This is a genomic window from Tenacibaculum sp. 190524A02b, from assembly GCF_964036645.1.
Lineage (GTDB): Bacteria > Bacteroidota > Bacteroidia > Flavobacteriales > Flavobacteriaceae > Polaribacter > Polaribacter vairaonense.
This window is the reverse complement of record NZ_OZ038525.1, coordinates 1,391,464-1,415,481: the sequence shown is the minus strand read 5'-3', so window position 1 is coordinate 1,415,481 and position 24,018 is coordinate 1,391,464. Positions and strand designations below refer to the sequence as shown.

The 24,018-nt window shown below is 27.2% G+C and carries 19 protein-coding genes; all 19 read left to right on the top strand.

Annotation, left to right across the window (positions count from 1 at the left end):
- The first annotated feature begins 38 nt into the window (after positions 1–38).
- The 19 genes from ABNT65_RS05575 (at position 39) to ABNT65_RS05485 (ending at position 23,794) form a co-directional block, all read left to right on the top strand.
- Positions 39–587, top strand: coding sequence for an N-acetyltransferase (locus ABNT65_RS05575; protein WP_348739223.1), 549 nt, complete (start codon positions 39–41; stop codon positions 585–587).
- 201 nt (positions 588–788) lie between these two features.
- The gene (locus tag ABNT65_RS05570; protein ID WP_348739222.1) at positions 789–1,505 is read left to right on the top strand and encodes a L,D-transpeptidase family protein; all 717 of its coding nucleotides are present in this window, start codon (positions 789–791) and stop codon (positions 1,503–1,505) included.
- Positions 1,506–1,593: 88 nt separating this feature from the next.
- The gene (locus tag ABNT65_RS05565; protein ID WP_348747388.1) at positions 1,594–2,172 is read left to right on the top strand and encodes a DUF1131 family protein; all 579 of its coding nucleotides are present in this window, start codon (positions 1,594–1,596) and stop codon (positions 2,170–2,172) included.
- Positions 2,173–2,318: 146 nt separating this feature from the next.
- The gene (locus tag ABNT65_RS05560) at positions 2,319–3,218 is read left to right on the top strand and encodes an alpha/beta hydrolase family protein (protein ID WP_348747387.1); all 900 of its coding nucleotides are present in this window, start codon (positions 2,319–2,321) and stop codon (positions 3,216–3,218) included.
- Between the two features lie 81 nt (positions 3,219–3,299).
- Positions 3,300–4,346: a pentapeptide repeat-containing protein gene (locus ABNT65_RS05555; RefSeq protein ID WP_348747386.1), complete on the top strand. Its 1,047-nt coding sequence runs from the start codon at positions 3,300–3,302 to the stop codon at positions 4,344–4,346.
- A gap of 303 nt (positions 4,347–4,649) precedes the next feature.
- Positions 4,650–5,123: a GNAT family N-acetyltransferase gene (locus ABNT65_RS05550; RefSeq protein WP_348747385.1), complete on the top strand. Its 474-nt coding sequence runs from the start codon at positions 4,650–4,652 to the stop codon at positions 5,121–5,123.
- A gap of 35 nt (positions 5,124–5,158) precedes the next feature.
- A complete protein-coding gene (locus ABNT65_RS05545; RefSeq protein WP_348706235.1) occupies positions 5,159–5,545 on the top strand; it encodes a hypothetical protein in 387 nt (128 codons plus the stop codon).
- Positions 5,546–5,560: 15 nt separating this feature from the next.
- A complete protein-coding gene (locus tag ABNT65_RS05540; RefSeq protein WP_348706238.1) occupies positions 5,561–5,983 on the top strand; it encodes a hypothetical protein in 423 nt (140 codons plus the stop codon).
- Positions 5,984–6,018: 35 nt separating this feature from the next.
- Complete coding sequence (locus ABNT65_RS05535) at positions 6,019–6,816, top strand: cation transporter (protein ID WP_348739217.1); 798 nt, start codon at positions 6,019–6,021, stop codon at positions 6,814–6,816.
- 488 nt (positions 6,817–7,304) lie between these two features.
- Positions 7,305–8,075, top strand: coding sequence for an SH3 domain-containing protein (locus ABNT65_RS05530; RefSeq protein ID WP_348747384.1), 771 nt, complete (start codon positions 7,305–7,307; stop codon positions 8,073–8,075).
- 114 nt (positions 8,076–8,189) lie between these two features.
- Entirely contained in the window at positions 8,190–8,477 is a 288-nt protein-coding gene (locus ABNT65_RS05525) for a hypothetical protein (protein WP_348747383.1), read from the top strand.
- Entirely contained in the window at positions 8,477–8,608 is a 132-nt protein-coding gene (locus ABNT65_RS05520; RefSeq protein WP_348739211.1) for a hypothetical protein, read from the top strand. Before ABNT65_RS05525 ends, ABNT65_RS05520 begins: the two co-directional genes overlap by 1 nt.
- A 40-nt stretch (positions 8,609–8,648) precedes the next feature.
- Positions 8,649–9,176, top strand: a complete 528-nt coding sequence (locus ABNT65_RS05515) for a GldL-related protein (protein WP_348747382.1) — start codon at positions 8,649–8,651, stop codon at positions 9,174–9,176.
- Positions 9,177–9,503: 327 nt separating this feature from the next.
- Positions 9,504–9,791 (top strand): hypothetical protein, encoded by a 288-nt coding sequence (locus ABNT65_RS05510; protein ID WP_348739208.1) that lies wholly within the window; start codon positions 9,504–9,506, stop codon positions 9,789–9,791.
- Positions 9,792–10,111: 320 nt separating this feature from the next.
- The gene (locus ABNT65_RS05505) at positions 10,112–10,594 is read left to right on the top strand and encodes a hypothetical protein (protein ID WP_348747381.1); all 483 of its coding nucleotides are present in this window, start codon (positions 10,112–10,114) and stop codon (positions 10,592–10,594) included.
- Between the two features lie 91 nt (positions 10,595–10,685).
- On the top strand, positions 10,686–11,240 hold the full coding sequence (locus ABNT65_RS05500) for a hypothetical protein (protein WP_348747380.1): 555 nt from the start codon (positions 10,686–10,688) through the stop codon (positions 11,238–11,240).
- Between the two features lie 64 nt (positions 11,241–11,304).
- Positions 11,305–11,976 (top strand): hypothetical protein, encoded by a 672-nt coding sequence (locus ABNT65_RS05495; RefSeq protein WP_348747379.1) that lies wholly within the window; start codon positions 11,305–11,307, stop codon positions 11,974–11,976.
- A gap of 80 nt (positions 11,977–12,056) precedes the next feature.
- Entirely contained in the window at positions 12,057–12,635 is a 579-nt protein-coding gene (locus ABNT65_RS05490) for a DUF4738 domain-containing protein (RefSeq protein WP_348739202.1), read from the top strand.
- A 554-nt stretch (positions 12,636–13,189) separates the two neighbouring features.
- Positions 13,190–23,794: an amino acid adenylation domain-containing protein gene (locus tag ABNT65_RS05485; protein WP_348747378.1), complete on the top strand. Its 10,605-nt coding sequence runs from the start codon at positions 13,190–13,192 to the stop codon at positions 23,792–23,794.
- The last annotated feature ends 224 nt before the right edge of the window (positions 23,795–24,018 follow it).

Sequence of the window (24,018 nt, the reverse complement as noted above, 5' to 3'; positions counted from 1 at the left end):
CTCTAATTAATACATAGGTGTAATAATAAACCAGCCCCATGATAGATATAAAAGAAAATAGAATGATAATTAGACAAGAAAATAATAATGACTTTAAAGAGGTTTTTAGTGTAATAGAAAAAGCATTTAAAGAAGAAGAATTTACAGATCATAAAGAACAATTTTTAGTAGAGAGATTAAGAACATCAAAAGCTTTTATTCCTGAATTATCAATAGTTGCAGAAGTCAATGGAAAGATTGTAGGGCATATTTTGATAACTAAAGTGAAAGTTAAAAACAAAACGAAAGAATTTGACTCTTTAGCTCTTGCTCCTGTTTCTGTAATTCCTGAGTTTCAAAATAAAGGTATCGGTGGAAAATTGATAACCCATTCTCATAATAAAGCGAGGGAATTAGGTTATAAATCAATTATTCTTCTTGGCCATGAAAGTTATTACCCGAAATTTGGTTATGAACAAGCTGATAAATATGGAATCAAATTACCTTTTGAAGTACCAAAAGAAAATTGCATGGTAATTGAATTGGTTGAAGATGGGCTTAAAGGAGTAAATGGAATGGTTGAATATGCTAAAGAATTTAACGGGTAAAAATCTTTATTCTAAAAAGGGTATAGTTTGTAGTACAGTGAGATAAGGTGTGTGTTTAAAAACTAAAAATAACAAACCAAGGGCAATTTTTTGATAATTTATAGAAACAAATTGAATATAAAAAGTTTACTTTAATTTGAATGATAAGTAAATTACATAAAATTTGTTTAGTAGCCCAAATACATAATGCTTACTAAAAAAATGAATAGAAAATTAGTTTTAATATTAAGTTTAGTTACTGTAATTATCATCTTTTTTAAATACAGTAAATCTGTTTATTTACCAATTGTAAATAAAATTAAAAATAAGGAGACTGTTGAATCAAGGATAGATAAAATAGAAGATAAAGTTTGGAGTCGTCTTGAAAAAAAACTAGGTATAGTTGGATACAAAAAGAGTTACCCTAAAGAGTTAATTCTAGTAGCATTCAAAGAAGAAAGAATACTTCAAGTTTACTCAAAAAATCATAATGAAATTAAATTAATAAAAGAATATCCTTTTACGGCTTATAGCGGCAATTTGGGGCCCAAACTAAAAGAAGGAGATAGGCAAATTCCTGAAGGAGTATATAAAGTTGAATATCTAAATCCAAATAGTTTGTATTACCTTTCAATTAAAGTTAGCTATCCCAATGATTTTGACAAGTTAAAAACTAAATTACCAAGTGTTTCAGATATGGGAGGTGATATTTTTATACATGGTAAATCTGTGACAATAGGTTGTATACCTATTGGTGATGAGGCAATAGAAGAAGTATTTGTACTAACACAAAAGGCAATTAGAAATAAAGTTAAAATAATAATTAGTCCAAGAGATTTTAGAATAAACTCAGAATACCCAAAAATAGATGGAATAAATTGGGAGAACGAATTATATGACGAAATTCAATCAGAATTGAAAATATTACCTAGAAGTTAAATTTGTTAGAAAGTATTTTATAAAAGTTAGGTTAAATTTTAATGTACCCTTTTATATGTAACTATCAACTAGATTAGATAATTAAAATATGAGAATATTAATTTTAATATTAAGTTTTATAGTAATAACCTCTTGTAAAACTGATAAGAAAGCAGAAAAAGCTCCTTCAAAAAAAATAGAACCAAGCACTTCAATAAGTACAAATGAATTAGTTTTAAAAGAGAATTCTTTTGGAAAACTTAATTTAAAGAAGGGAATGACTATTGAAGAATCAGTAATAAAAAAAGCATTTAATAACTTAAAAGTATCTAAAAGTATTGGCACGCAAGATGGGCCGGATTATTATATATATAAAATTGGTGATAAAATTGCTTTAACAACGGTAAGTATCCAAAGCAATGTATTGTCTGAAGTATTGATGGATAAAGAGTCCAAATTATCTGATCAGTATGGAGTAAAAATAGGAATGCCTTATAAAGATGTTAAAAATAAACGTTCTAACATGAGCGTAATAACAGAGCATTATCATATTTACCTATATGAAAAAAAATCTAATATTATTTATGAAATGTCTTTAGGAAATTATAATGGCCCAGATAAAGAAGAATATTCAATTGAAGATATTGAGAATAGTAATTCAAAAGTTATTAGAATTATATGGAGATAACATTTTTAGGATAAATAAAAATAAGATTTGTTTTACAGTTTTTAGATCATAACTAACAAGTTTAGTATAATTAAAAAGAATAAAAAATAGTAACCTAGTTAAAACTAGACATGTCTAATTTTTGTAACAAAACAAAGATACTTTGAATGAAAACGAATCTTATTTATCTGTTAATTATAATAACTAGTTGTACGTATAATAAAACTTCTAAAACTAATATAGAAAATGTAGAGAATCATAAATCTATAGACGCTATAAAAACAGAAAATGTAATTTTTAAAAGTGAAGGTGTTAAGTTATCGGGTACAATTTATAGCCCTAAATATCCACATTCAGCAGTTGTAATAGTGCACGGGTCAGATAGAGTGCCTCGAATGAGAAAACTAGCAGAATTCTTAGCAAAACATAATATTTCAGTACTAACTTATGATAAACGAGGAGTAGGTGAGTCTGGAGGAGTTTATGCAGGACCAGAAGTTGGTACTAATAATATTAGTATTGACAACTTAAACTTATTAGCAAAAGATGCTAATGCTGCTGTAAAACTACTTCATAAAAAAAATAAAGACCTATCCATTGGTCTTTTAGGAGCAAGTCAAGCTGGTTGGATAATGCCAATAGTAGCTAATAACAATTCATTAATAGAATTTATGGTTTTGTTTAGTTGCCCAACAATAACTACTTTAGAGCAATTAAGATTTCAATTTTATACAAATGGAAGAGTAGACTTTTGGGAAAATCATTCAGAAAAAGAAGCGCGTGAGCATATTAAAAATGACCCTGATAGGTATCAATTTAAAGCTACTGATCCTAAAGAATACTTGAAGGATATTTCTGTTCCTGCTCTTTGGTTATTTGGAGAAAAAGATATTCAAATTCCTGTAAAAATGTGTATTGAACAACTTAATAATTTAAAACTAAAAAATAAACCTTTTGAATATGTTTTATTTCCATCATTAGGACATAATACAAATAAAATAAAACCGCTAAATATTTCAATTAATTGGATAAAAAATAGGTGTTTAAGAACGGTATATGTAAAATAAAAACGGCTAATTAGGATACTAAAAAAAACTAAAAATAATTTTTAAAAAAAGTTATAGAGGTTAATTTAAAAATTTTAAAAAATGGAAAATGAAAACAAGAAAATAGAAAGTGTAACTATTGAACAACTGAGTGAAGAAATAAGAAATCTAGAGAGAAAACTAATTGTTCAAGAACATAGATTAATAAGATCTATAATTAATTTATTTAAGTCTTATTGGCTTAGAGACTTAAGATATACAAGAATAGCTACATTGAAAGCCTTTTTATGGAATTTGTTACCTACTAGAACAGGAGCTTTGGTTATTACAGGAAGTTTATTAGTAGGGGTTTTAACAATTTTTTTAATGGCTAAATCTAATTTTCTTATTGAAAAACAAAACTATTATCTTCAACAGCAAAATTATCAAGAGGCCTTTTCTAATATAGAAAATCATAAATTATTAATTAAAGAAAAGTTATATGATATAGAGGAACATGGCTTCCCACGTTACTCGTCAAAAATAAGAGAACAAGCTTTAATATCATTTTTAGAAATATCAAATCAAAAATTGATAAAACCAATTCCTCCAGTTGAGATATCGTTAAAAAGTCAAGTTAAAGAAATAATCAAACAGCTTAAAAATGATACTATAGAGAATACCTATTTTGCAGTTAAAGATCAAAATAAAATGGTTGATATTAATTTAAGCGATGCTATTCTAACCAATATTGATTTTGGGAATATTAATAATAAAAATTATCAATGGGATTTGAGAAGAGCTGATTTAACAAACTCAAAATTGAGAGGAGATTTTTCTAAGGCTCATTTTACACTCTCCAATTTGTCTAATATTAAGGCGATATCGTTTCCTAGTAAAATAAAAAAGAAACCTCAATATCCAAGGACACATTATAAAGAGGTTGTTAACTTTTCAAAGGCAATATTTATAGGTGCTGATTTATCTAGTGCAAATTTTAGAAATGCAAATTTAAAAGGAGCAATGTTTGATGGTGCTGATTTAAGGAATACTTCTTTTATAGGTGCTGATATTAGTGGAGCAAATTTTTTTAAGGCAAAAAATTTAACTTTAGAACAAGTTAAAAAGGCTAAAAACTGGAAGAAAGCATTGTATTTACCGAATGAATAGTTTGTAAGTGTAGAGAATAAATAAGTTAGATAGACTTTTTTAATGTATGTGAAGGTTTATCTAATATAATAGCATAACTTATATTATTGTGTATCACAAGTATTCTTACTCAGATACTTTTAGTATTCGTAACAACTATTACTATCCTCAACAAGTAAGTTTCAACTTGTTTTAAACTAATATATTAAGGAATGAAGATTATTAAAGAAAAAGATAAACAGTTTTGATACTTGTGAAAAATCACTTTATTTTTACGGTATATTACAACGTAAAAACAAATTGGTAATTAATTAAAAAGCTGAAATGAAAATTAGAGAAGTACATAAAGATGATTATACCATTTCAACAGACAAGGATAAATTAGATATTGTAAGTATTCACAAATTCCTTGCAAATGAAACAGATTGGGCTAACGGAATTCCAATCGATACATTGAAAATATCAATTGAAAACTCTTTAAATTTTGGACTTTATTACAAAAGCAAGCAAATAGGCTTTGCTAGAATAATTTCAGACTATTCAACTATTGCATATTTAGGAGATGTTTATGTTTTAAATGAATATAGAGGAAAAGGATTAAGTAAATGGTTAATAAATGAAATAATGGAGCATCCAAACCTACAAGGGTTAAGACGTTGGATTTTATTAACAAATACAGCAGAATGGCTTTATAAAAAATTTGGGTTTACAGAAGTGCTTAATCCTGATTTTTATATGGAGAAACATAACCCGAATGTATATAAAAGAATAGATAAAACTAACCTTAATAAAGCGTAAATAGATAATCTAAGAGGTTTAGTAAGTAATTTATTATGAAAAAAGAAAAAAATATAAAATACTTTTGTTGGTTTTCAATAATTATAGCAATTATTCATTTCACAATGGAAACTTGGTATCATTTTAAATTTGGACAATCAATTATACAATTAATATGTGATTATATTGGTATTTCATTGCTTTTATTTGGAGGGATTACAGTATTAAACAAAATTGAAGCAAAAGGACTTCTTTGTGGTGCTTGGGGATTTATTTTTTGTCTAAACTATAGAACTTTTGCTTGGAGAATGGATGAGTTTACAAATGGAAGTTCAACCGAATTAATAGATAAAACTTTAATCGTTTTAAGTTTTACTTTGTTTTTTTCTCTAATTTCTTTTGTTTATTCTCTAACAATATGTTACCCCAAAGAAAAAGAATAAAAAGAAAAACAAACTTTGAAAAATAAAAGAAAATCAATTATTCGTACAATAATTTTGCATGCATTTATAATTCTTGGGATTGGTCACGGAATTGGAATAATGGGAATTATAGATATTGTTAGTATTCCTAACTTAGTTTATGATAAAGGTTTTACTTTAACAGGAGAGTTTAGTGATACAATTATGTCAATAGGACTTGTATCATTAATTGGTAAAATACTATTAATTATCAGTTTATTTCTAAAAAGGAAGTTGTCTAAACAAATTTTAGAAATTGTTGGAATTATTTTTTTGTGGATGTCAGTTTACTTTTTAACATCAGGAAATTGGGATTATAATTCTGTTTATGCAATAGCTTTTTGGACAAGTGTTCCTTTTTTAATCTCATCATTAAATTTAGTATTTTTAATATTTTTGGAAACAGAAAAAATGGATTAAAAGGAAAATAAAAAACTGAAAAGCAAATAAACTAAATGAAAAAAACAATATTTGAAATTACAAAAATGGATTGCCCTTCGGAGGAAAACCTAATCCGAATGAAATTAGATGGAATTTCAAGTATTGTAAATTTGGATTTTGATATACCCAATAGGAAATTAATTGTTTTTCATAATGAAGATGTTGTTGACCAAATCGAAAAATCTATTCTAGAACTAAATTTAGGAGGAAAGAAAATCTTAACAGAACAAACTGATAAAACTGATTTTAAAGAAAACACTAACCAGAAGAAGCTACTTTGGTATGTACTAGTAATTAACTTTGCCTTTTTTATAATAGAAATAACAACAGGAATAGTTTCAAAATCAATAGGTTTAGTGGCAGACAGTTTAGACATGCTTGCAGACAGTTTTGTTTATGGAATTAGTTTGTTTGCTGTTGGAGGAACTTTAAAGAGGAAAAAGCGAATAGCTAAACTTGCTGGATATTTTCAAATAATACTAGCAATTATAGGGTTTATTGAAGTTTTAAGAAGATTTTATGGAGAAGAGAAACTTCCTGACTTTTCGACAATGATTATTGTTTCAGTTTTTGCACTTATTGCAAATGGCATTTGTCTTTATATTTTACAAAAATCAAAGAGTAAACAAGAGGCTCATATGAAAGCAAGTATGGTTTTTACCTCAAATGATGTAATTATTAATTTGGGAGTAATAATTGCTGGATTTTTAGTAAGCTGGTTGAACTCAAGTACACCTGATTTAATTATTGGAACAATTGTATTTCTATTGGTAGTTCAAGGAGCATTTAGAATATTGAAATTAAGTAAATAAACAAAATTTGAAAAAGATGATTAATAATATGTAAATAAGCTAGCTTATCTATAGGAAATATGAAAAAAAGACATTCCACATATTAAATTTGAATCTGGAACTTCATTTGATTTATTATTTTTTGATGGTTGGATGAATTTATATGAACCTCTATTTAAAATCCTGGAGCCTAATTTTCACACCAGTACTATTATTTATGTTGATAATGCTAATATGAAAGAGGGTAGAGATTTTTTTAAATCAATTCCAAAAGAGAAGTACCAAATAACATCAAGAAATCATAATAAAGCAGCTATAATAGAATTAATAAAATGAGTAAAGTAATAATTTGTAGCTTTTTTGCTTTAAAAGGTAACACTGTCTTTTTATTAATACCTTTAAAATAGTTTCTTTTTGAGGGATAAGAAGTAAATAAATATAATTATTTTCATCTTAACAAAATATTTAAGAATACGTTTTATTGTATAATAAGTTAACAAGCAACAAAAATGAATAAAATAATATTAATTATTCTAGTATTAACAGCATGTAGCTCTTTTTACGGACAAGAAATACGATATGTTAATGCAGATAATGGATTAATAGTTAGAGAAAAACCTAATAAAAACTCAAAACGATTAGGTAAATTCAAGTATGCTGAGAAAATAGAAGTCCAAGAAAAAACAGGTATTAAGTTTTCGATAGTTGATAATGGAGAAAAAATAAACGGTTCTTGGTTAAAGGTTCAAGGATCTATGGATAATAAACCAATAAAAGGATATGTTTTTAGTGGTTTTTTAACAGGTAAAGAGCTGAAAAAACGTTTAGAAATAAAGTTTAATAGTTTTATAGTTGAGTTAGATAATGTAGAACTTTTAGAGAACTTAAAAGCTTTAAAAAAAATTCAAAAAGACACTGTTAAATTAAGTTTAGATTTGTCTGAGACACCAGAAAACAAGTACCTTAAAATTATCCAAAAAAAATATAAAAAAGTAGAAGTTTTCCAACAATATGAAAATAGCATAACAATAATGGATAAAGGACCGCATTGTGATTTAACAGAATGGAAACACTTTTATTCTGAATGGAAGAAATTACCATACGATGAAACTAAAAATTCATTTAAAACTTTTGAATATTCAAGGAAAGATTGGAAACAATTTATTCCTATAAAAATAGAAGAACTTAAAAAAGCAGTGAATGAGTTTTGTGGAGAAAGATGGTCAAGTTTAATTAAGAATATTAAAAAGCGGATGAATATCCAAGTGGTGTTTCAATAAGTAGGATATTTTTAAAAATTATTTTGACAAATAAAAATAATCAGGTTATTGAAAGAATTATTGAGTTTGAAATCCCAATGGGCTGTTAAAATCTAATTATTCATAATAAATTGAATGAAAAAAGAAGAGATAAATAAAGATTTCAACAATAAGTTTTCAGAATTAAGAATACTATTGAACTCATGGAATTTGATTCCAGAAGCGCCAAAAAATGAATTAGATAGCCTAAACTTTCAAATTTTAAGCCATTTATATAAAGATGCTACTTTTAATAAAATAAAACGTGTTTTGGAAAGTGAATTATCTACTACTTATGGTTTCTATAAAGATGAGTTTGAAGCAGAAGAAATAGCAACAGAAATAATGCAATGGTGGAGTTCAACAAATAAAGTTTTTGAATAATGGCAACACAAGTATGTCCAAAATGTAAAGAGAACTCATATACTTGGAGAATAGATAATGAAATATCAGATTTGACAATTTGGAGCTGTTATAATTGTTATTATGAAGAATTTGAAAAGGAGCTAGAATAGTAGGAATATAAAAGAGGTAATCTACAAAAAAATAAGCTAAATGAATAATCGTCAGTTTTTAATAAGTATAAGTCTTGGAGTCTTATCTAGTTTTATTGGAGTTATAATGACTAATATGTCTTCTGAAGAAGAAATGATTAATTTAGGATGGAATATGTTTGATTATGGAATTAGAATCGGGACTTTTTTAGGGATTATTATGTTATTGTCAAATGGGACTTTTATAAAAACTAAGTATTTTAAAATCTCGCAAGGAGTTTTTTCTTTAGTGATAATAGGGGCTCTATTTAAAATTATGCATTGGACTATATATGCAAACCATATAATTGTAACTGGTTTAGTTGTAATAATGATTTTATATATTTTGAGCTTTTTAGAAAAAACAATAAAGAAGCGTCTAGATTATTTGAAGTTAATTTGGGTTATTATAAACTATGTTTTCGGAATTTTGGTGTTTTTGAAATTTCTTAAAAGAGAGTACTTAGTATTAGGTACTTTTATAATATGGTTGATTATAATTGAATTTTTAATTATTGGACTAAAAAATAGAACGATATTAAAAAAGTAAACAGGCGATAAAACTAAAAAAATAGGCTATATGTTTACTCGAAAATTTAGTGTTTTTACCTTTGATATCCCTAGTAGGTATGCGTAATGGCTACTGTTAGTATTTACTAGTAGCGTTAATAAGTAAATTTCTGTTTACTTAGGATAAATATATTTAGTAGCGAATATTAATAATGAAAAAGATAAACAGTTTTTAGTACTTGAGAAAAATCGTTTTATTTTAGGAGCGTATTAATGTAATGTATTATCTATCATGATTTGGAGTACCTTAATAATATTGATTATTTTTTTATTGTTTTTGACAAATTCAAAAATAGAACATATTAAATTGAGAAATAATTCAAAGAAAATTTATGCTGAAGTTGTTGAATATAGAAAAGAAAAAGGATCAATGAGAAATGATTATACTCTTTTGAACTATCCTTATGTTAAAATAGAAACAGAAAAAGGAGAGTATATTGTTGTTAAACTAAGATTTGCAGATAATTCGAGTAAACCTTTTAAAATAGGTGAAAAAATAGTAGTCTTTTGGTATATGGATGATTTATTATATTGGAATGCTTATGATAATGGTTTATATAAATATTTACCAGAGAGTTGGAAAATTATAAAATAAAACGATTTATTAGTTCACTTATATTTAACAGATTGTAATCTGACTGAACATATTAAATAAATTAGAGGTTTGTAACCTGTAAAAGATAGACTCGTAAAGATTATGAGGAAATATCATTTAATACTATTAGTAATAATTATAGCTTTGAATTCCCCTTGATATTCCTAGTATGTGTGCGTAATGGCTCCTGCTAGTATTTACTAGTAGCATCAACAAGTAAGTTTCTATTTATTTTAGATAAATATATTTAGGAGCGAGCATTAATAATGAAAAAGATAAACAGTTTTAAGTACTTGTGGAAAAGTTTATAAAAAAACAGGATGGACATTAATATATCATATTACTTAGCCGAACACGGATGGAGTACTTGTTGGATCAATACAAATGACAATAATTATGAAATATCTATAACTCACATTTTCCTTGAGGATCCAATAGAAGAATGTATAAATTGTTTAGTTCGAATGATGAACGGACAAAAAAAATCCGAGTTTAAATGGTATGGAGAACCAGGAGGTGAAAGAATAAAATTAAAAGAAATACCGACTAATAAAAATTTTGTAAAATTTATTGTAGAACAGTTCACAACAGACATTGGAGACAATATTGATGATTATGAAGAAAGTCTTCAATTTTCAATTTCTAAAAAACTATTAGTAACTATGTTTTATTATGAATTCAAAAAAATATCTGAACTTTTAAAAGATAAAAATTATAATAAAAATCGAAATTCAGACTTTCCATTTAAGTCATTCAAAACATTTGAAAAAAAAGTTATGGAATACCTTAATGAAAGAGATTAATCAACTTGCTAAGATTTAACACAGAGAATACTTAGTATATTAAAAGAGAATAATAAATTTATAATCTGTAAAAGATAGATTCATAAAGATTATGAGTAAATATGATTTAATATTATTAATAATAGTTATAGCTTTAAATTCTTGTAAAAAAATAGACTCAAAAAAAATTAGTAAAGTAGATAAAGAGGCTGTGAAAATAGAAAAATATGACTTTGAAGTTAAACAAGATTCAGTTTACAATTCTTATTTGGTAAATGATAGTTTAACATTAGTGTTATATTCTAATATGGAAAAGATTCTACATAAGTCCAAATTTAAGATAGTAAAAGAACCTATTAAAAATAGACATATAGACAATCTTATAGATACGATAGTGACGAGTAAATTTAAAAATAGTGAAATAATTACTTATCAAGGACATAGTAAAAAATGGGTGACTAAGGCTAAAATTAGAGATTCAGACTTTGAATTGAATAACTTTATCATAGTTGGAACAAAAGGATATGTTATAGAAAAGTCACTAGCAAAAGGAATACAAACGGATACATTAAAAATAGGTAATTTAGAACAAACTTCAGTGTTTAGTTTAATATTTGATAAATCTGGAATTTTAAAGTTAATTGAATATAATGGGTATGTTGATTAATAAATGCTATTTAAATTCGAACTTAAATTACAATATCTTTTAATAATATAGGTACTTAAAAAGAATGACAGCAGATGAGTTTAAAGAAATTTTAAGAAAAGGTTCAAATAAAGCCAAAGAAGAAGCTGTATCTAATGTAACACCAGAGTTAGAAATCTTTAATATTCTAATTGAGCTATTAAAAGACAGTAAGTATTGTAATCGCTTTTTTGCCATATATCATTTGATTGATAAATTTTCTAAGTTTCTTGAAAATACCAACGAAGTTGTTATTAATACCATTTATGAATCATTATTTGACGATTTTCCCCCAGTGGTAGACAGAACTATTTGGGCATTAAGTATTATTGGGGATAAAGCATTAGCTAAATTAATAAAGGAGTATTATTCTTCAACAGAAAGTAACAAAATTAAGATAATACTTGCGATTGGGAGAGGTAATTTTACTCAGCGTACTAAAGATAGAATTCAAGTTTTATTAGATGGAATTAAATCTAAAAATGACAATTTAAGGTTTCATGCAATGGGTGAAATTATTTCTAATACACAATCAACATTTGGAGATAAACAACAATCAATTGATTTAGAAAGTATTCATATAAAGGTTTTACCAGTAGCAAAAGAGTTTACTGAATCGGAGGATGATTATATTAAGGATGTTTCTACTCAATATATTAACTGGGTAGAAAAAAACTATAATAGAATATATAACAATGCTAATTTAGATCTAAATTAAAGTATTAAAATAAAAAGATAGATTTGTAACCTATAAAACCTAATATATGCTAATTAAACTAATTAGCAAACCATTGAACAATGAAGCAATTTTTAATTTTAATAATAGTATTTTCAATTTTATTCAATTGCAATAGAAAAAAGGGAGAAAAAACTGAAACTAAATTTAAATCAAGAACAGATTTAAAAGTAAAACAGAAAGCTACTCCTAAAAAAGTAGACACAATTGTTTCCTATTGGCAAACAGACTTTGATACGATACGAAAAAATCAAGAAATAAAAATAGAAAATGATATACATAAACTAGCATTGATAACATATTCCTTAAATGACAGTTCAATAGTAAATGTTAATGAGAATTATAAAGGGATTTATCATGATTATGCAACAGAAATAATATTGACAAAACGTAATGATACAATTCTAAACAAAAAATTAACTAAAAAAGCTTTCAAGGATAGTTTAAATTCGGAATTCTATAAATTGGCTGTTTTAATGAATATTGAATATGATGGAATTCGTTCAAATAGACTCTTTTTTAAAGGAGAATTCAATGTCCCTGATACGGATTGGGTAATTGGAAACGAATTTGGAGTTTACTATCAAACTGAAAAAAAGAATAAAATTGATTCGTGGAATTATGAAGATATTGGGTTGTAAAAGTAAAAGATTATTCAATAAAAATAGAAACTACTTTACAGTGAAATGTAAGGTAGTTTTTTGTTTAAAATATATCTTTTAATATAATAATTTATTAACAATATATTAGCTTTTAATAGGGTTCTTTGATCAGATTTAGACGTATATTCACCGTTACTATATATTACAAAGATTTTAATCTTTGGCTCTAACCAAACAAACACCTAAAATGAAAATAAAAGAGAAATTTCATTTAAAACATCAGCAAATTTATAATGGACATTTAAAAAAACTTCATAAAAAAACTAAAAAGCGGATGTTTGAATAAATAGATCTAATTTTTCTGAAAATTAGATCATCATATACTTATAAGAATACATAAGTATAATAACTTTTCGAGTTAAAAAACTACATTTTATTAATATGATTAATCTCTAGAAGTCATTTAGATTTTTAGGGAAAAGTAATCTTATTCAAGAAATTTTGAAGCTTACATAGGCAAGTAATGTTGTTTTATACCAATTATAAAACGTTCGTTTTTGGTCTATGAGGCTGATACATAAATTATAAAAAATATGGATTTATTAATTTTTTTTCAAAAATTAAACAAAGAAGGAGTAAAATTAACCTTAAAAGATGGGACATTACGTGTTAAATCAAATAAAAAAGTAAAACAAGAAATACTTTCTGAGATAAAAGAAAATAAAGAAATAATTATTGACTACATACAAAGTTATCAAAAAGAGAATATAAATGTTGAATTGAAAGAAAAGTATAAGGATAAAAATATAAAAGTAAAATTATTAGAAAAAATAAAACCATTTGATAAAAAAAAGATAAAAAAAATACCGCTATCTTTTAATCAGGATCGATTATGGTTTATAGATCAATTAGAAGGAACAACTACATATCATCTTCCTACTGTGATTAATATAAAAGGGACATTGGATATTGAGGTATTAGAACAATCGTTAAAAAAGATTGTTTCACGCCATGAAGTACTGCGCACAAACCTTATAGCTATTGAAGGCATAGCATATCAAGAAATAGTAAGCCAAGAGGAGTGGTCATTAGATCAAGAACATGTAGAAAATGAAGAGAGATTAAAAACTACGTTACAAAAGTATATAAGTACTCCTTTTGATTTATCAAAAGATAACAAGTTAAGAGCATGTTTATATAGTTTAGGAGATGAAAAGTATGTATTAGTATGTGCTTTTCATCATATTGCTAGTGATGGATGGTCTTCCCATATTTTTGTAAAAGAGTTTGTTGAACTATATAGTTCTTTAAGTTTAGGAATAAAATACAATTTACCAGAAATAAGTTTACAATATTCAGATTACGCACTATGGCAGCGTGACTATTTAAAAGGTGAGGTATTAGATAGTCAACTGTTGTATTGGGAGAAAAAACTAGAAGGAGTAAGTACTTTAGAATTTCCTACAGATTATACACGCCTTGATAAAAAAAGTATGGATGGAGGTTTTATTTCCGTAAACTTGGATGAAGAATTTAGCCTGTCTTTGAAAAATTTATGTAAGGAAGAAGGAGTTACTTTATTTATGCTTTTATTATCAACGTTTAAAGTATTACTATCTCGTTATACAGGACAGGAAGATATATGTGTGGGTACCCCAATAGCAAATCGAACACAATCAGAGTTAGAAGTAATGATTGGCTTCTTTGTAAACACATTAGCACTTCGTAGTGACTTGAGTGGAAATCCCACTTTTAAAGAATTATTAAATCAAGTTAAAGAAACTACTTTAACAGGTTATGATAATCAATTAGCACCTTTTGAGAAAGTTGTAAGTAGAGTTGTAAAAAAACGTAATTCTGTTATACATCCTTTATTTCAGGTAATGTTTGTATTGCAAAATACCCCTTCAAATTCAGAAATAGAGATAGAAGGTGTTACAATTTCAGAAAAAGAGTTTGAGGTTACCACTTCTAAGTTTGATTTAACAATGAATGTCTCAGAAAATGAATCAACTCTTTCTATAGGATTAGAGTACTGTACATCATTATTTAATAAAACTACTATTAATCGTATTCTCGTTCATTATCAAGAATTATTAAAAGGAATTATAAGAGATATTAATCAACCTATTAATAAGTTATCTATATTAACTCAAGAAGAAGAAAAACAGTTATTAGTGGATTTTAATGGAACTTCCATTGATTACCCGAAAGATATTACATTAATTGATTTATTTGAAAAACAAGTAAAAGAAACTCCTAGGGCAATAGCAATAGTTTATAAAACACAAAAGTTAACTTATAAAGACTTAGATAAATTATCTAATCAATTAGCTCATTATTTAATCTCAAATAAAACAATAGGTAGAGAAGATGCAATAACCGTAGCTTTAGAAAGAAGTGAATGGTTGATTATTTCTCTATTAGCGATATTAAAAGTGGGAGGAGTATATGTTCCAATAGATCCCAATTATCCAGAAGAACGAAAAAAATATATTCTTAAAGATAGCGGAAGTGTTTTTACAATTAATGATTTTTTCATAAATAGATTCAAAGAAAATTTAGATGAGTATTCAGTAAAAAAACTGGATATAGATATAGAGCCTAATAACTTGGCTTATATTATTTATACATCAGGAAGTACAGGAACCCCAAAAGGAGTAATGATTGAACATCATAGTATTATTAATACTATACTATCTCTAATAAAATTATATTCAATTACTCCAGAGAGTAAATGTTTACAATTTATTAATCAGTCGTTTGACGCTTCTTTTTCAGAGATTTTTACAACACTTTTAAAGGGAGCAAGTTTGTATATAATTGAAGAATATAAAAAATATGATGCTTTACTTTTTAAAGAATATATTGAAACTAATAGCATTACAGTTGTTACATTACCTCCTGCTTTTTTACAATTGTTGGAGGTTGAAGATTTACAAGTATCTACATTAATTACTGGAGGAGAAGCTATTCCTTTAAGGTTGGCAAAAGCTTTTGCGAAAAGATGTAATTATATAAATGCTTATGGTCCTACAGAAGCTAGTATTTGTGCAACTGCATTTAATGAAAATATAGAAAATCTTGTTCCTATTGGAAGACCTATTGATAATACTCAAATCTATATTTTAAATAGGACTAATGAATTACTTCCTTTAGGTGTAATAGGAGAGTTATGTATAGGTGGTAGAGGAGTTGCAAGGGGGTATTTAAATAGAGCGGAACTTACATCTGAAAAATTTATAAAAAACCCGTTTAAAAAAGGTGACCGTTTATATAAGACAGGTGATTTAGCAAGATGGTTACCAGATGGAAATATAGAGTTTTTAGGCAGAAAAGATAATCAAGTAAAAATTAGAGGTTATCGTATAGAATTAGGAGAAATAGAAAGTGTATTATTAAGCTTAGAGTTAATAAATCAATGTTGTGTTTTAGTTAAGGAAGATACAATGGGAAATCAATGTTTAGTTGGTTATGTAGTTGTAAAAAGTGTTTTTAATAAGGAGTTATTAAAAAGTAAATTAAGTGAGGTTTTACCAGATTATATGATTCCAAGCTTGTGGGTTGTATTAGAGGAAATACCATTAACTAGTAATGGAAAGTTAGATAGAAAAGCTTTACCAGAACCAGATGCTTTTAAGTTATCTACAAAAGAATATATATCGCCAAGAAATAATAAGGAATCACAAATATCTGCTATTTGGAAAGAGTTATTAAATATAGAAAAAATTGGAGTATATGATGATTTTTTTGAATTAGGTGGACATAGTTTATTAGTAGTTCAATTAATTTCACGTTTACAAAAAGAAGGTTATCATATTGAGGTAAAAGATATTTTTGAAAACCCTACAATTGCTGCCATTGGAGAAAAGATATCTAAAGGAATTTTAGGTTATCAAGTTCCTGTAAATGGGATAAAAGAAAATGTAAAGGAAATTGTACCATCAATGGTTCCCTTATTAAATTTTGAACAAGAAGATATTAATAAGATTGTATCTGAGATTGAGGGAGGTACTTCAAATATTCAAGACATCTATCCGCTCTCACCACTGCAAGAAGGGATATATTTCCATTATTTAATGAGTAATGAAGAGGAAGGAGATCCATATGTGTTATCAAACTTATTATCATTTTCAAGTAAAGAAAAGAGAGCTTCTTTTATTGAGGCTTTACAGTTTGTGGTAAACCGTCATGATGTATTACGAACTTGTGTATTAGGTGAAAATTTACCAAGAGCTGTTCAAGTGGTGTTAAAGGAAGCTACATTGTTAATAGAAGAATTACAAGTAGATGTATCTAAAGACATTTTATCAGAATTACTAGAAGCCTCAAGTAATCAATGGATTGATATAACTAAAGCGCCTTTATTGACATTAAAATCAGCAGATGATAAAGTAAATGGTAATTATTACTTGATTATAAACCAGCACCATTTAATATTAGATCATGTTGGTTTAGAAAAAATAATTTTTGAGATAGAAATGTATGTATCTGGTAAAGGAGACACTCTTACAACACCAGTTTTGTATAGAGATTTTATAGGGCATACTTTATTCCAGCAATCAATGAATGATAGTGAATCGTATTTTAAAGAATTATTGCGAAATGTTGATTCTCCAAGTTATCCTTTTGGTTTGTCTGATATAAAAGGAGATGGTAGTAATATTAAAGAATTGAATATTACTTTATCAAAAGGGTTAAGTAAAGAGCTAAGAGAGTTTAGTAGTGCCTTAGGAATAAGTCCAGCAGTTTTATTTCATGCAGCTTATGGAGTGGTTATTGGTAGATGTAGCAATACAGGTTATGCACTTTTTGGATCGTTATTTTCAGGGCGCTTGCAAGGTTCTTTAGGGGCAGCAGATTCTTTAGGCTTATTTATTAATACTTTACCTTTTTTTATAAGTCTTCAGTACTCTGTGTCAGAGTATATCACAGAAGTAAAAAAAAATTTAGAGGGTTTACTGTCTTATGAACAAACACCTTTAGCAAATATTCAAAGTTGGAGTAATTTTTCTAATGATGTTCCTTTATTTAGTGCCTTATTAAATTACCGTCATTCCCAAACTCCTAAAGAAGAGAACAACAGTAATTTAACAGATTTAGGAGTAAGTATTATAAGAAGTTATGAACGTACCAACTATCCATTTTCTATAGATGTTGATGATTATGGAGTTGATTTTGGACTTACTGCTCAAATAGACGATAGTATAAATGGTAATCGTATACTGGTTTATATGCAAGAAGTTTTAGAAAGTTTATTGAAAGCATTGAAATCGGATGATTCTACAGCAGTTTCAGATTTAAATATGTTACCTGAAATAGAAGTACATCAGCTTTTAAATACTTTTAATGATACTGAAATGAAATATCCATTAAACACTACTATTGTAGATTTATTTGAGGCACAAGCTGTAAAAAATCCCGAAAATAAGGCTGTAGTTTATAATAACAATTCCATTACTTATAAAGAGTTAAACGAACGGGCTAATAGATTAGCTAATTATATTAATAACGTTTACCCAACAAGTAGTTTAGTAGGGATTTGTATGTCAAAAGGCATTGATATGATTGTAAGTGTTTTAGGGGTGTTTAAATCTGGTAGAGCTTATATACCTATTGATATCAACTCACCTTCAGACCGAATTGATTATATTATAAAAGATGCAGAGCTAGAGCTAATAATTACTACTAGCATAGATGAAGAATTATTAATGCCATTTGAGCATATTCAAAAATTGATATTGGACGATGAAGAAGAAGCTATAGGAAAAGAATTAGCTAATAAGTTGGATATAGATACTACTGTAGAAGATGTTGCTTATGTTATTTATACTTCAGGAACAACAGGAAAACCCAAAGGAGTTTTAGTCAAACATTTAGGATTATTAAATGTAACCTTAAGTTGGCAAGAATTATTTGAGTTAGATGAAACTACTAGGTTACTACAAATAGCAAATTATGCTTTTGATGTTTTTGTAGGAGATTTATGTAAGTCTTTATTATCAGGTGGTCAAATGATTATTTGCCCTAATGATGTTCGTTTGGATTTAGCAGGATTATATGAGTTAATAAATCATTATCAAATTACAATTTTTGAAACTACTCCATCATTAGGTGTTCCTTTAATGGATTATGTGTATGAGAATAAATTAGATATTTCGCCTTTAAAGCAAATAATCTTAGGGTCAGATGTTTTTCATGTCCATGATTTTAAACGCTTACATAAACGATTTGGTAAAGAAATAAGAATAATTAATAGCTATGGAGTAACAGAGGCAACAATTGATAGTTCATATTATGAGGCTGAGGATTTAGCTAGTTTGCCATATTTATCTCAAGTTCCAATAGGAAAACCATTGGGAAATATGAGTTTCTACATTTTAGATGATTCTAAAAAATTAGTTCCTCAAGGAGTTTCAGGAGAATTATATATAGGTGGTTTAGGTTTAGCTAAGAGTTATTTAAATAAAGAAGAACTTACTAAAGAAAAATTTGTGTCTAACCCATTTATAAAAAATACATTATTGTACAGCACAGGTGATTTAGCACGTTGGTTACCTGATGGAAATATAGACTTTATAGGGAGGAAGGATAGCCAAGTAAAAGTGAGGGGATACCGTATTGAATTAGGAGAAGTAGAAAATGCATTATCAGCTTTAATAGGAATTAAAAAGAGTTGCGTTTTAGTAAAGAAAGATTCAATAGGCATAAATCACTTGATAGGATATGTCGTGTTAAAAAACAATGTAGATAAAAGTGAGATTGAGAGAGGTTTAAAGTCGGTTTTGCCAGAGTATATGGTACCAACCATATGGGTAGAATTAGAAGAAATACCATTAACGGCTAATGGTAAAGTAGATAAAAAATCATTACTAAAAGAAGAGGTGTCATTACTTTCTAGTAGTTCTTATGTATCACCAAGAAATGAGATAGAGGAAAAATTGGTAGTTATCTGGCAAGAATTATTAGGAGTTAATATAGTGGGAGTTTATGATAATTTTTTTGAATTAGGAGGACATAGTTTACTTGTGGTTAAATTGATATCACAAATGCAAAAGATAGGTTTAAATATTTCTGTTAGAGACTTTTTTAAAACCCCTACAATAGCTGCTACTGTAGAAAAAATATCCACTATAACATCTGTATATAAGGTGCCTGTTAATAGAATAACCAAAGATGTAGAACATATAACTCCAGAAATGCTTCCTTTATTAGAATTTAACCAAGAAGATATAGATAAAGTTATTTCTAATGTTGGAGAGGATGTTTCTAATATTCAAGATATATATCCATTATCTCCTTTACAAGAAGGAATGTTTTTTCATTATTTAATGAATAACCAAGAAAAAGGAGATCCTTATGTGTCTACTAGTTTACTGTCTTTTAAAGATAAGGAGAAACGTACAAATTTTATAAAAGCATTACAGTTTGTTGTAAATCGTCATGATGTATTACGTACCTGTTTTATAAATGAAGGTTTACCACAAGCAGTTCAAGTAGTACTTAGGGAAGTAACATTGATAGTAGAGAATTTGAAAATAGATGCTTCACAAGATATATTATCAGAATTAAAATTATTAATAGCTCCTGGTAATCAATGGATGGATGTTTCAAAAGCACCATTATTGGAACTAAAATCGGTTGATGATCCAAACAATAATACCTATTATTTAATTTTTAATCAGCATCATTTAATATTAGATCATGTAGGATTAGAGAAAATAACTTCTGAAGTAGAGTTGTATTTATTGGGGCAGGAGTCTAGTTTATCTAAGCCTGTTTTATATAGGGACTTTATAGGTTATACTTTACATCAAGAATCTATAAATAATAGTGAGTTATATTTTAAAAAACTATTAGGTGAGTTAGATACTCCAACATATCCATTTGGGTTATCAAATACTAAAGGAAACGGAAGTAGTATTAAAGAGTCAAGTTTTATTTTATCAGAGGCTCTAAGTAAAGAAATTCGTGATACCTGTGTTAGATTTGGTATGAGTCCAGCGGTTTTATTTCATGCAGCTTATGGAATTGTAGTAGGAAGATGTAGTAATATGGATTATGCTATTTTTGGGACGGTATTTTTAGGTCGTTTACAAGGTTCATTAGGCGTGGAAGATTCCTTGGGGTTATTAATTAATACTTTACCATTTTTCATAGAATTAAAAGAAAATGTTTTTGAGTATATAGCAAAAGTCAAAGATAGCTTAAGAGCTTTATTACCATATGAACAAACACCACTATCAAACATTCAAAAGTGGAGTGGCATTTCTAATGATATGCCTTTATTCAGTGCGTTATTAAATTATCGACACTCTTCTCAATTAGAAGAGAGTAATACTGTTGATTTAGGGTTTACAATGATAGAATCTTATGAAAGAACTAACTATTTGTTTACATTGAATATAGATGATCTTGGAGAAAGTTTTTTACTAACTTCTCAAGTAGATAGTAGTATTAATGCTAGTAGTATAAACTTATATATGCAAGAAGTTTTAATTCAGCTATTAGAAGGTTTAAAGTTAGAAGAAGAGATATTAGTAAGTAATATAAAAATTTTACCAAAAGAAGAAGAAGAAAAATTATTAGAAATTAGTAAAAATTTAGAGTCAACTAACTATCCCCAAAATAAGACTATTGTAGATATATTTGATGAGGTAGTAAGGAAAAACCCAAAAGGAATAGCAATTGTTTATGAAAAAGAGGTGCTAAACTATGAAGAATTAGATCAGCGTTCTAATCAATTAGCATATTATTTAAGAAAGTTGGGCGTGCAGCCAGATACTTTAGTAGGTATCTGTTTAGAACCTAGTTTAGATATGATTATAGGAATTTTAGGTATTTTAAAATCAGGAGGAGCATATGTTCCCATTGATCCAAGTTATCCACAAGATCGTATTGATTACACATTAAATGATGCTGGTATAAATATAGTAGTGACTAGCAAATTTGGTCAAGAAGTCATAAAAAATAAAACAGAAACTGTAGTAATAGATTTAGATAATCAAAGGGATATTATTTCTACTTTTCCGAAAGAAAAAATAAGTAAAGTAATAAATCCAAATAATTTAGCTTATGTAATTTATACTTCAGGAAGTACAGGAAAACCAAAAGGGGTATTAATAGAACATACTAATGTAGTTAGATTATTTAAGAATGAATTTTGTTTATTTAACTTTTCTTCAGATGATGTTTGGACTTTATTCCATTCTTTTTGTTTTGATTTTTCTGTATGGGAAATGTATGGAGCTTTATTATTTGGTGGACGTTTAATAATTGTTCCTAAATCAGTAACAAAAGATGCTATATCTTTTACAAATTTATTAGTTGAACAAGGAGTTACTATCTTAAATCAAACTCCAAACTCTTTTTATGTACTTCAAGAAGAGTTTTTATCTAGAAAAATAGAGACTATTTCTCTTCGGAATATCATTTTTGGAGGTGAAGCATTAAACCCGACTTACCTTAGAGAATGGAAGCAGAATTACCCAAGTTGTAAGCTAATTAATATGTATGGCATAACAGAGACAACTGTACATGTTACTTATAAAGAAATTAAAGTAGAAGATATAATTAGTTCAAGAAATACTATTGGTGTAGCGATTCCTACTTTAAGTTGTTATCTTTTAGATGAAAATTTAAATATTGTTCCCCAAGGAGTAATTGGGGAAATATTTGTTGGCGGAGCAGGAGTTTCAAGAGGCTATTTAAATAGAGAAGAATTAACTAGTGATAAATTTATTGTTAATCCATTTGATAACAAAAGTGCAAATAAATTATATAGGTCGGGAGATCTAGGACGTTGGTTGCCAGATGGAACAATTGAATATATTGGAAGGAAAGATAATCAAGTTAAGATTCGAGGTTACCGTATAGAGTTAGGAGAAATAGAAAGAGCTTTATTATCTATAGATAACATTACTCAGTGTATTGTTTTAGCAAAAAAAGATAGGGCAGAAAATAATAATTTAATTGGGTATGTAGTTGTAGAAGGAATATTTAATAAAGAAAAAATACAACTTAAACTGAAAGAGTACCTACCAGATTATATGATTCCTACCTTATGGGTTGAATTGAAAACAATGCCATTAACATCTAACGGAAAATTAGATAAAAATGCCTTACCAGAAATAGAATCATCAAGGTTGTCTACAAGATATTTTGTAGCTCCAAGAAATGAGATAGAATTAGAGTTAACTGCTATTTGGAAAGAATTACTTGATATAGAAGAGATAGGTATAAATGATAATTTTTTTGAATTAGGAGGTAATTCACTTTCTATTATGAGACTGAAAGCTAAAATTATAAAAAGTTTTAATAAGTCTATTGATGCACATTTCTTATATAATAATCCAACGATAAATCAAATTTCTTCAGCTCTTATCCAAGAAACAGAACAATCAACTTCAATTGAATTATTAAGTAAACTCTCAACTCATAGAAGTAATGTTATAGAAATAGCTATAATCGGTTTTCCATATTTAGCAGGTGATAGTACAGTGTATAAAACTTTAGCAAAAGAAATAACAGAGCAATATAATAACATAGCTTTTTATGCTTTGAATTTGCCTCGAGATGTAGAGGAGTATCAAAAGATAACTGATGAATCTTTTGATGGTTTAACCGAAAACATTTTATTAGAAATAGATGAAAAAATTAAATGCCCAATAGTTATATGGGGGCATTGTGCAGGGGCTAATTTTGCATCATATATAGCTAAATCTATAGAAAGTAGAAGAAATGATTTGTTGGCATTTTGTTCAGGAGCTGCTTTACCAATTCATTTATATAATAATGTAACTAATAGTTTTAATCCAACTGAATTTGAAATTAAGGAAATATTATCTAAAGCAGGTTTAAAGGAATTAAATCAAAATTTTCAAGAAGAAGATTGGAACTGGATTGTAGAAAATTACACATATGATTTGAAAATTTCAGAGTTAAGTGCTTTTCAATATGAAAAAAAATATAAAAATGAACCTATAAATTCAATTACTTATGTAATTGTTTCAGAAGATGACCCAGTTACTAAAAATCACCATGAAGAATTAGGTGTGTATCTTTCTAAATTTGATGATGTAGTATATATAAAAATAGAGTCAGGAGGGCATTATTTTATTCAGACAAGAGCTGCAGAAGTAGTTAATATAATAAATAAAGTACTAGAACTTATGGTAGTAGCAGAAGCACTAAATTAATTGTGGTTTGAATTTTTTTCAATTGGTTATAAAAATGCTCTTTTTACTTCAATAAAAAAGATTAAACCACTTCATAAAAAACAAATGGAAAGACTTCTGGTTGTTTAATCACAAAAAAATCCGTTTTATTCATTTAAAACGGATTTTTAAGTAAAGAAGCTTTTAGCTTCTATTTATTGTTAGCTCTATTAGAGTAAAGTATAATAAATGACGATTAAGTATGT

Coding starts and splice junctions, on each gene's coding strand:
- ABNT65_RS05575 (WP_348739223.1), top strand. CDS start 39: ATGATAGATATAAAAGAAAATAGAATGATAATTAGACAAGAAAATAAT.
- ABNT65_RS05570 (WP_348739222.1), top strand. CDS start 789: ATGAATAGAAAATTAGTTTTAATATTAAGTTTAGTTACTGTAATTATC.
- ABNT65_RS05565 (WP_348747388.1), top strand. CDS start 1,594: ATGAGAATATTAATTTTAATATTAAGTTTTATAGTAATAACCTCTTGT.
- ABNT65_RS05560 (WP_348747387.1), top strand. CDS start 2,319: ATGAAAACGAATCTTATTTATCTGTTAATTATAATAACTAGTTGTACG.
- ABNT65_RS05555 (WP_348747386.1), top strand. CDS start 3,300: ATGGAAAATGAAAACAAGAAAATAGAAAGTGTAACTATTGAACAACTG.
- ABNT65_RS05550 (WP_348747385.1), top strand. CDS start 4,650: ATGAAAATTAGAGAAGTACATAAAGATGATTATACCATTTCAACAGAC.
- ABNT65_RS05545 (WP_348706235.1), top strand. CDS start 5,159: ATGAAAAAAGAAAAAAATATAAAATACTTTTGTTGGTTTTCAATAATT.
- ABNT65_RS05535 (WP_348739217.1), top strand. CDS start 6,019: ATGAAAAAAACAATATTTGAAATTACAAAAATGGATTGCCCTTCGGAG.
- ABNT65_RS05530 (WP_348747384.1), top strand. CDS start 7,305: ATGAATAAAATAATATTAATTATTCTAGTATTAACAGCATGTAGCTCT.
- ABNT65_RS05525 (WP_348747383.1), top strand. CDS start 8,190: ATGAAAAAAGAAGAGATAAATAAAGATTTCAACAATAAGTTTTCAGAA.
- ABNT65_RS05520 (WP_348739211.1), top strand. CDS start 8,477: ATGGCAACACAAGTATGTCCAAAATGTAAAGAGAACTCATATACTTGG.
- ABNT65_RS05515 (WP_348747382.1), top strand. CDS start 8,649: ATGAATAATCGTCAGTTTTTAATAAGTATAAGTCTTGGAGTCTTATCT.
- ABNT65_RS05505 (WP_348747381.1), top strand. CDS start 10,112: ATGGACATTAATATATCATATTACTTAGCCGAACACGGATGGAGTACT.
- ABNT65_RS05500 (WP_348747380.1), top strand. CDS start 10,686: ATGAGTAAATATGATTTAATATTATTAATAATAGTTATAGCTTTAAAT.
- ABNT65_RS05495 (WP_348747379.1), top strand. CDS start 11,305: ATGACAGCAGATGAGTTTAAAGAAATTTTAAGAAAAGGTTCAAATAAA.
- ABNT65_RS05490 (WP_348739202.1), top strand. CDS start 12,057: ATGAAGCAATTTTTAATTTTAATAATAGTATTTTCAATTTTATTCAAT.
- ABNT65_RS05485 (WP_348747378.1), top strand. CDS start 13,190: ATGGATTTATTAATTTTTTTTCAAAAATTAAACAAAGAAGGAGTAAAA.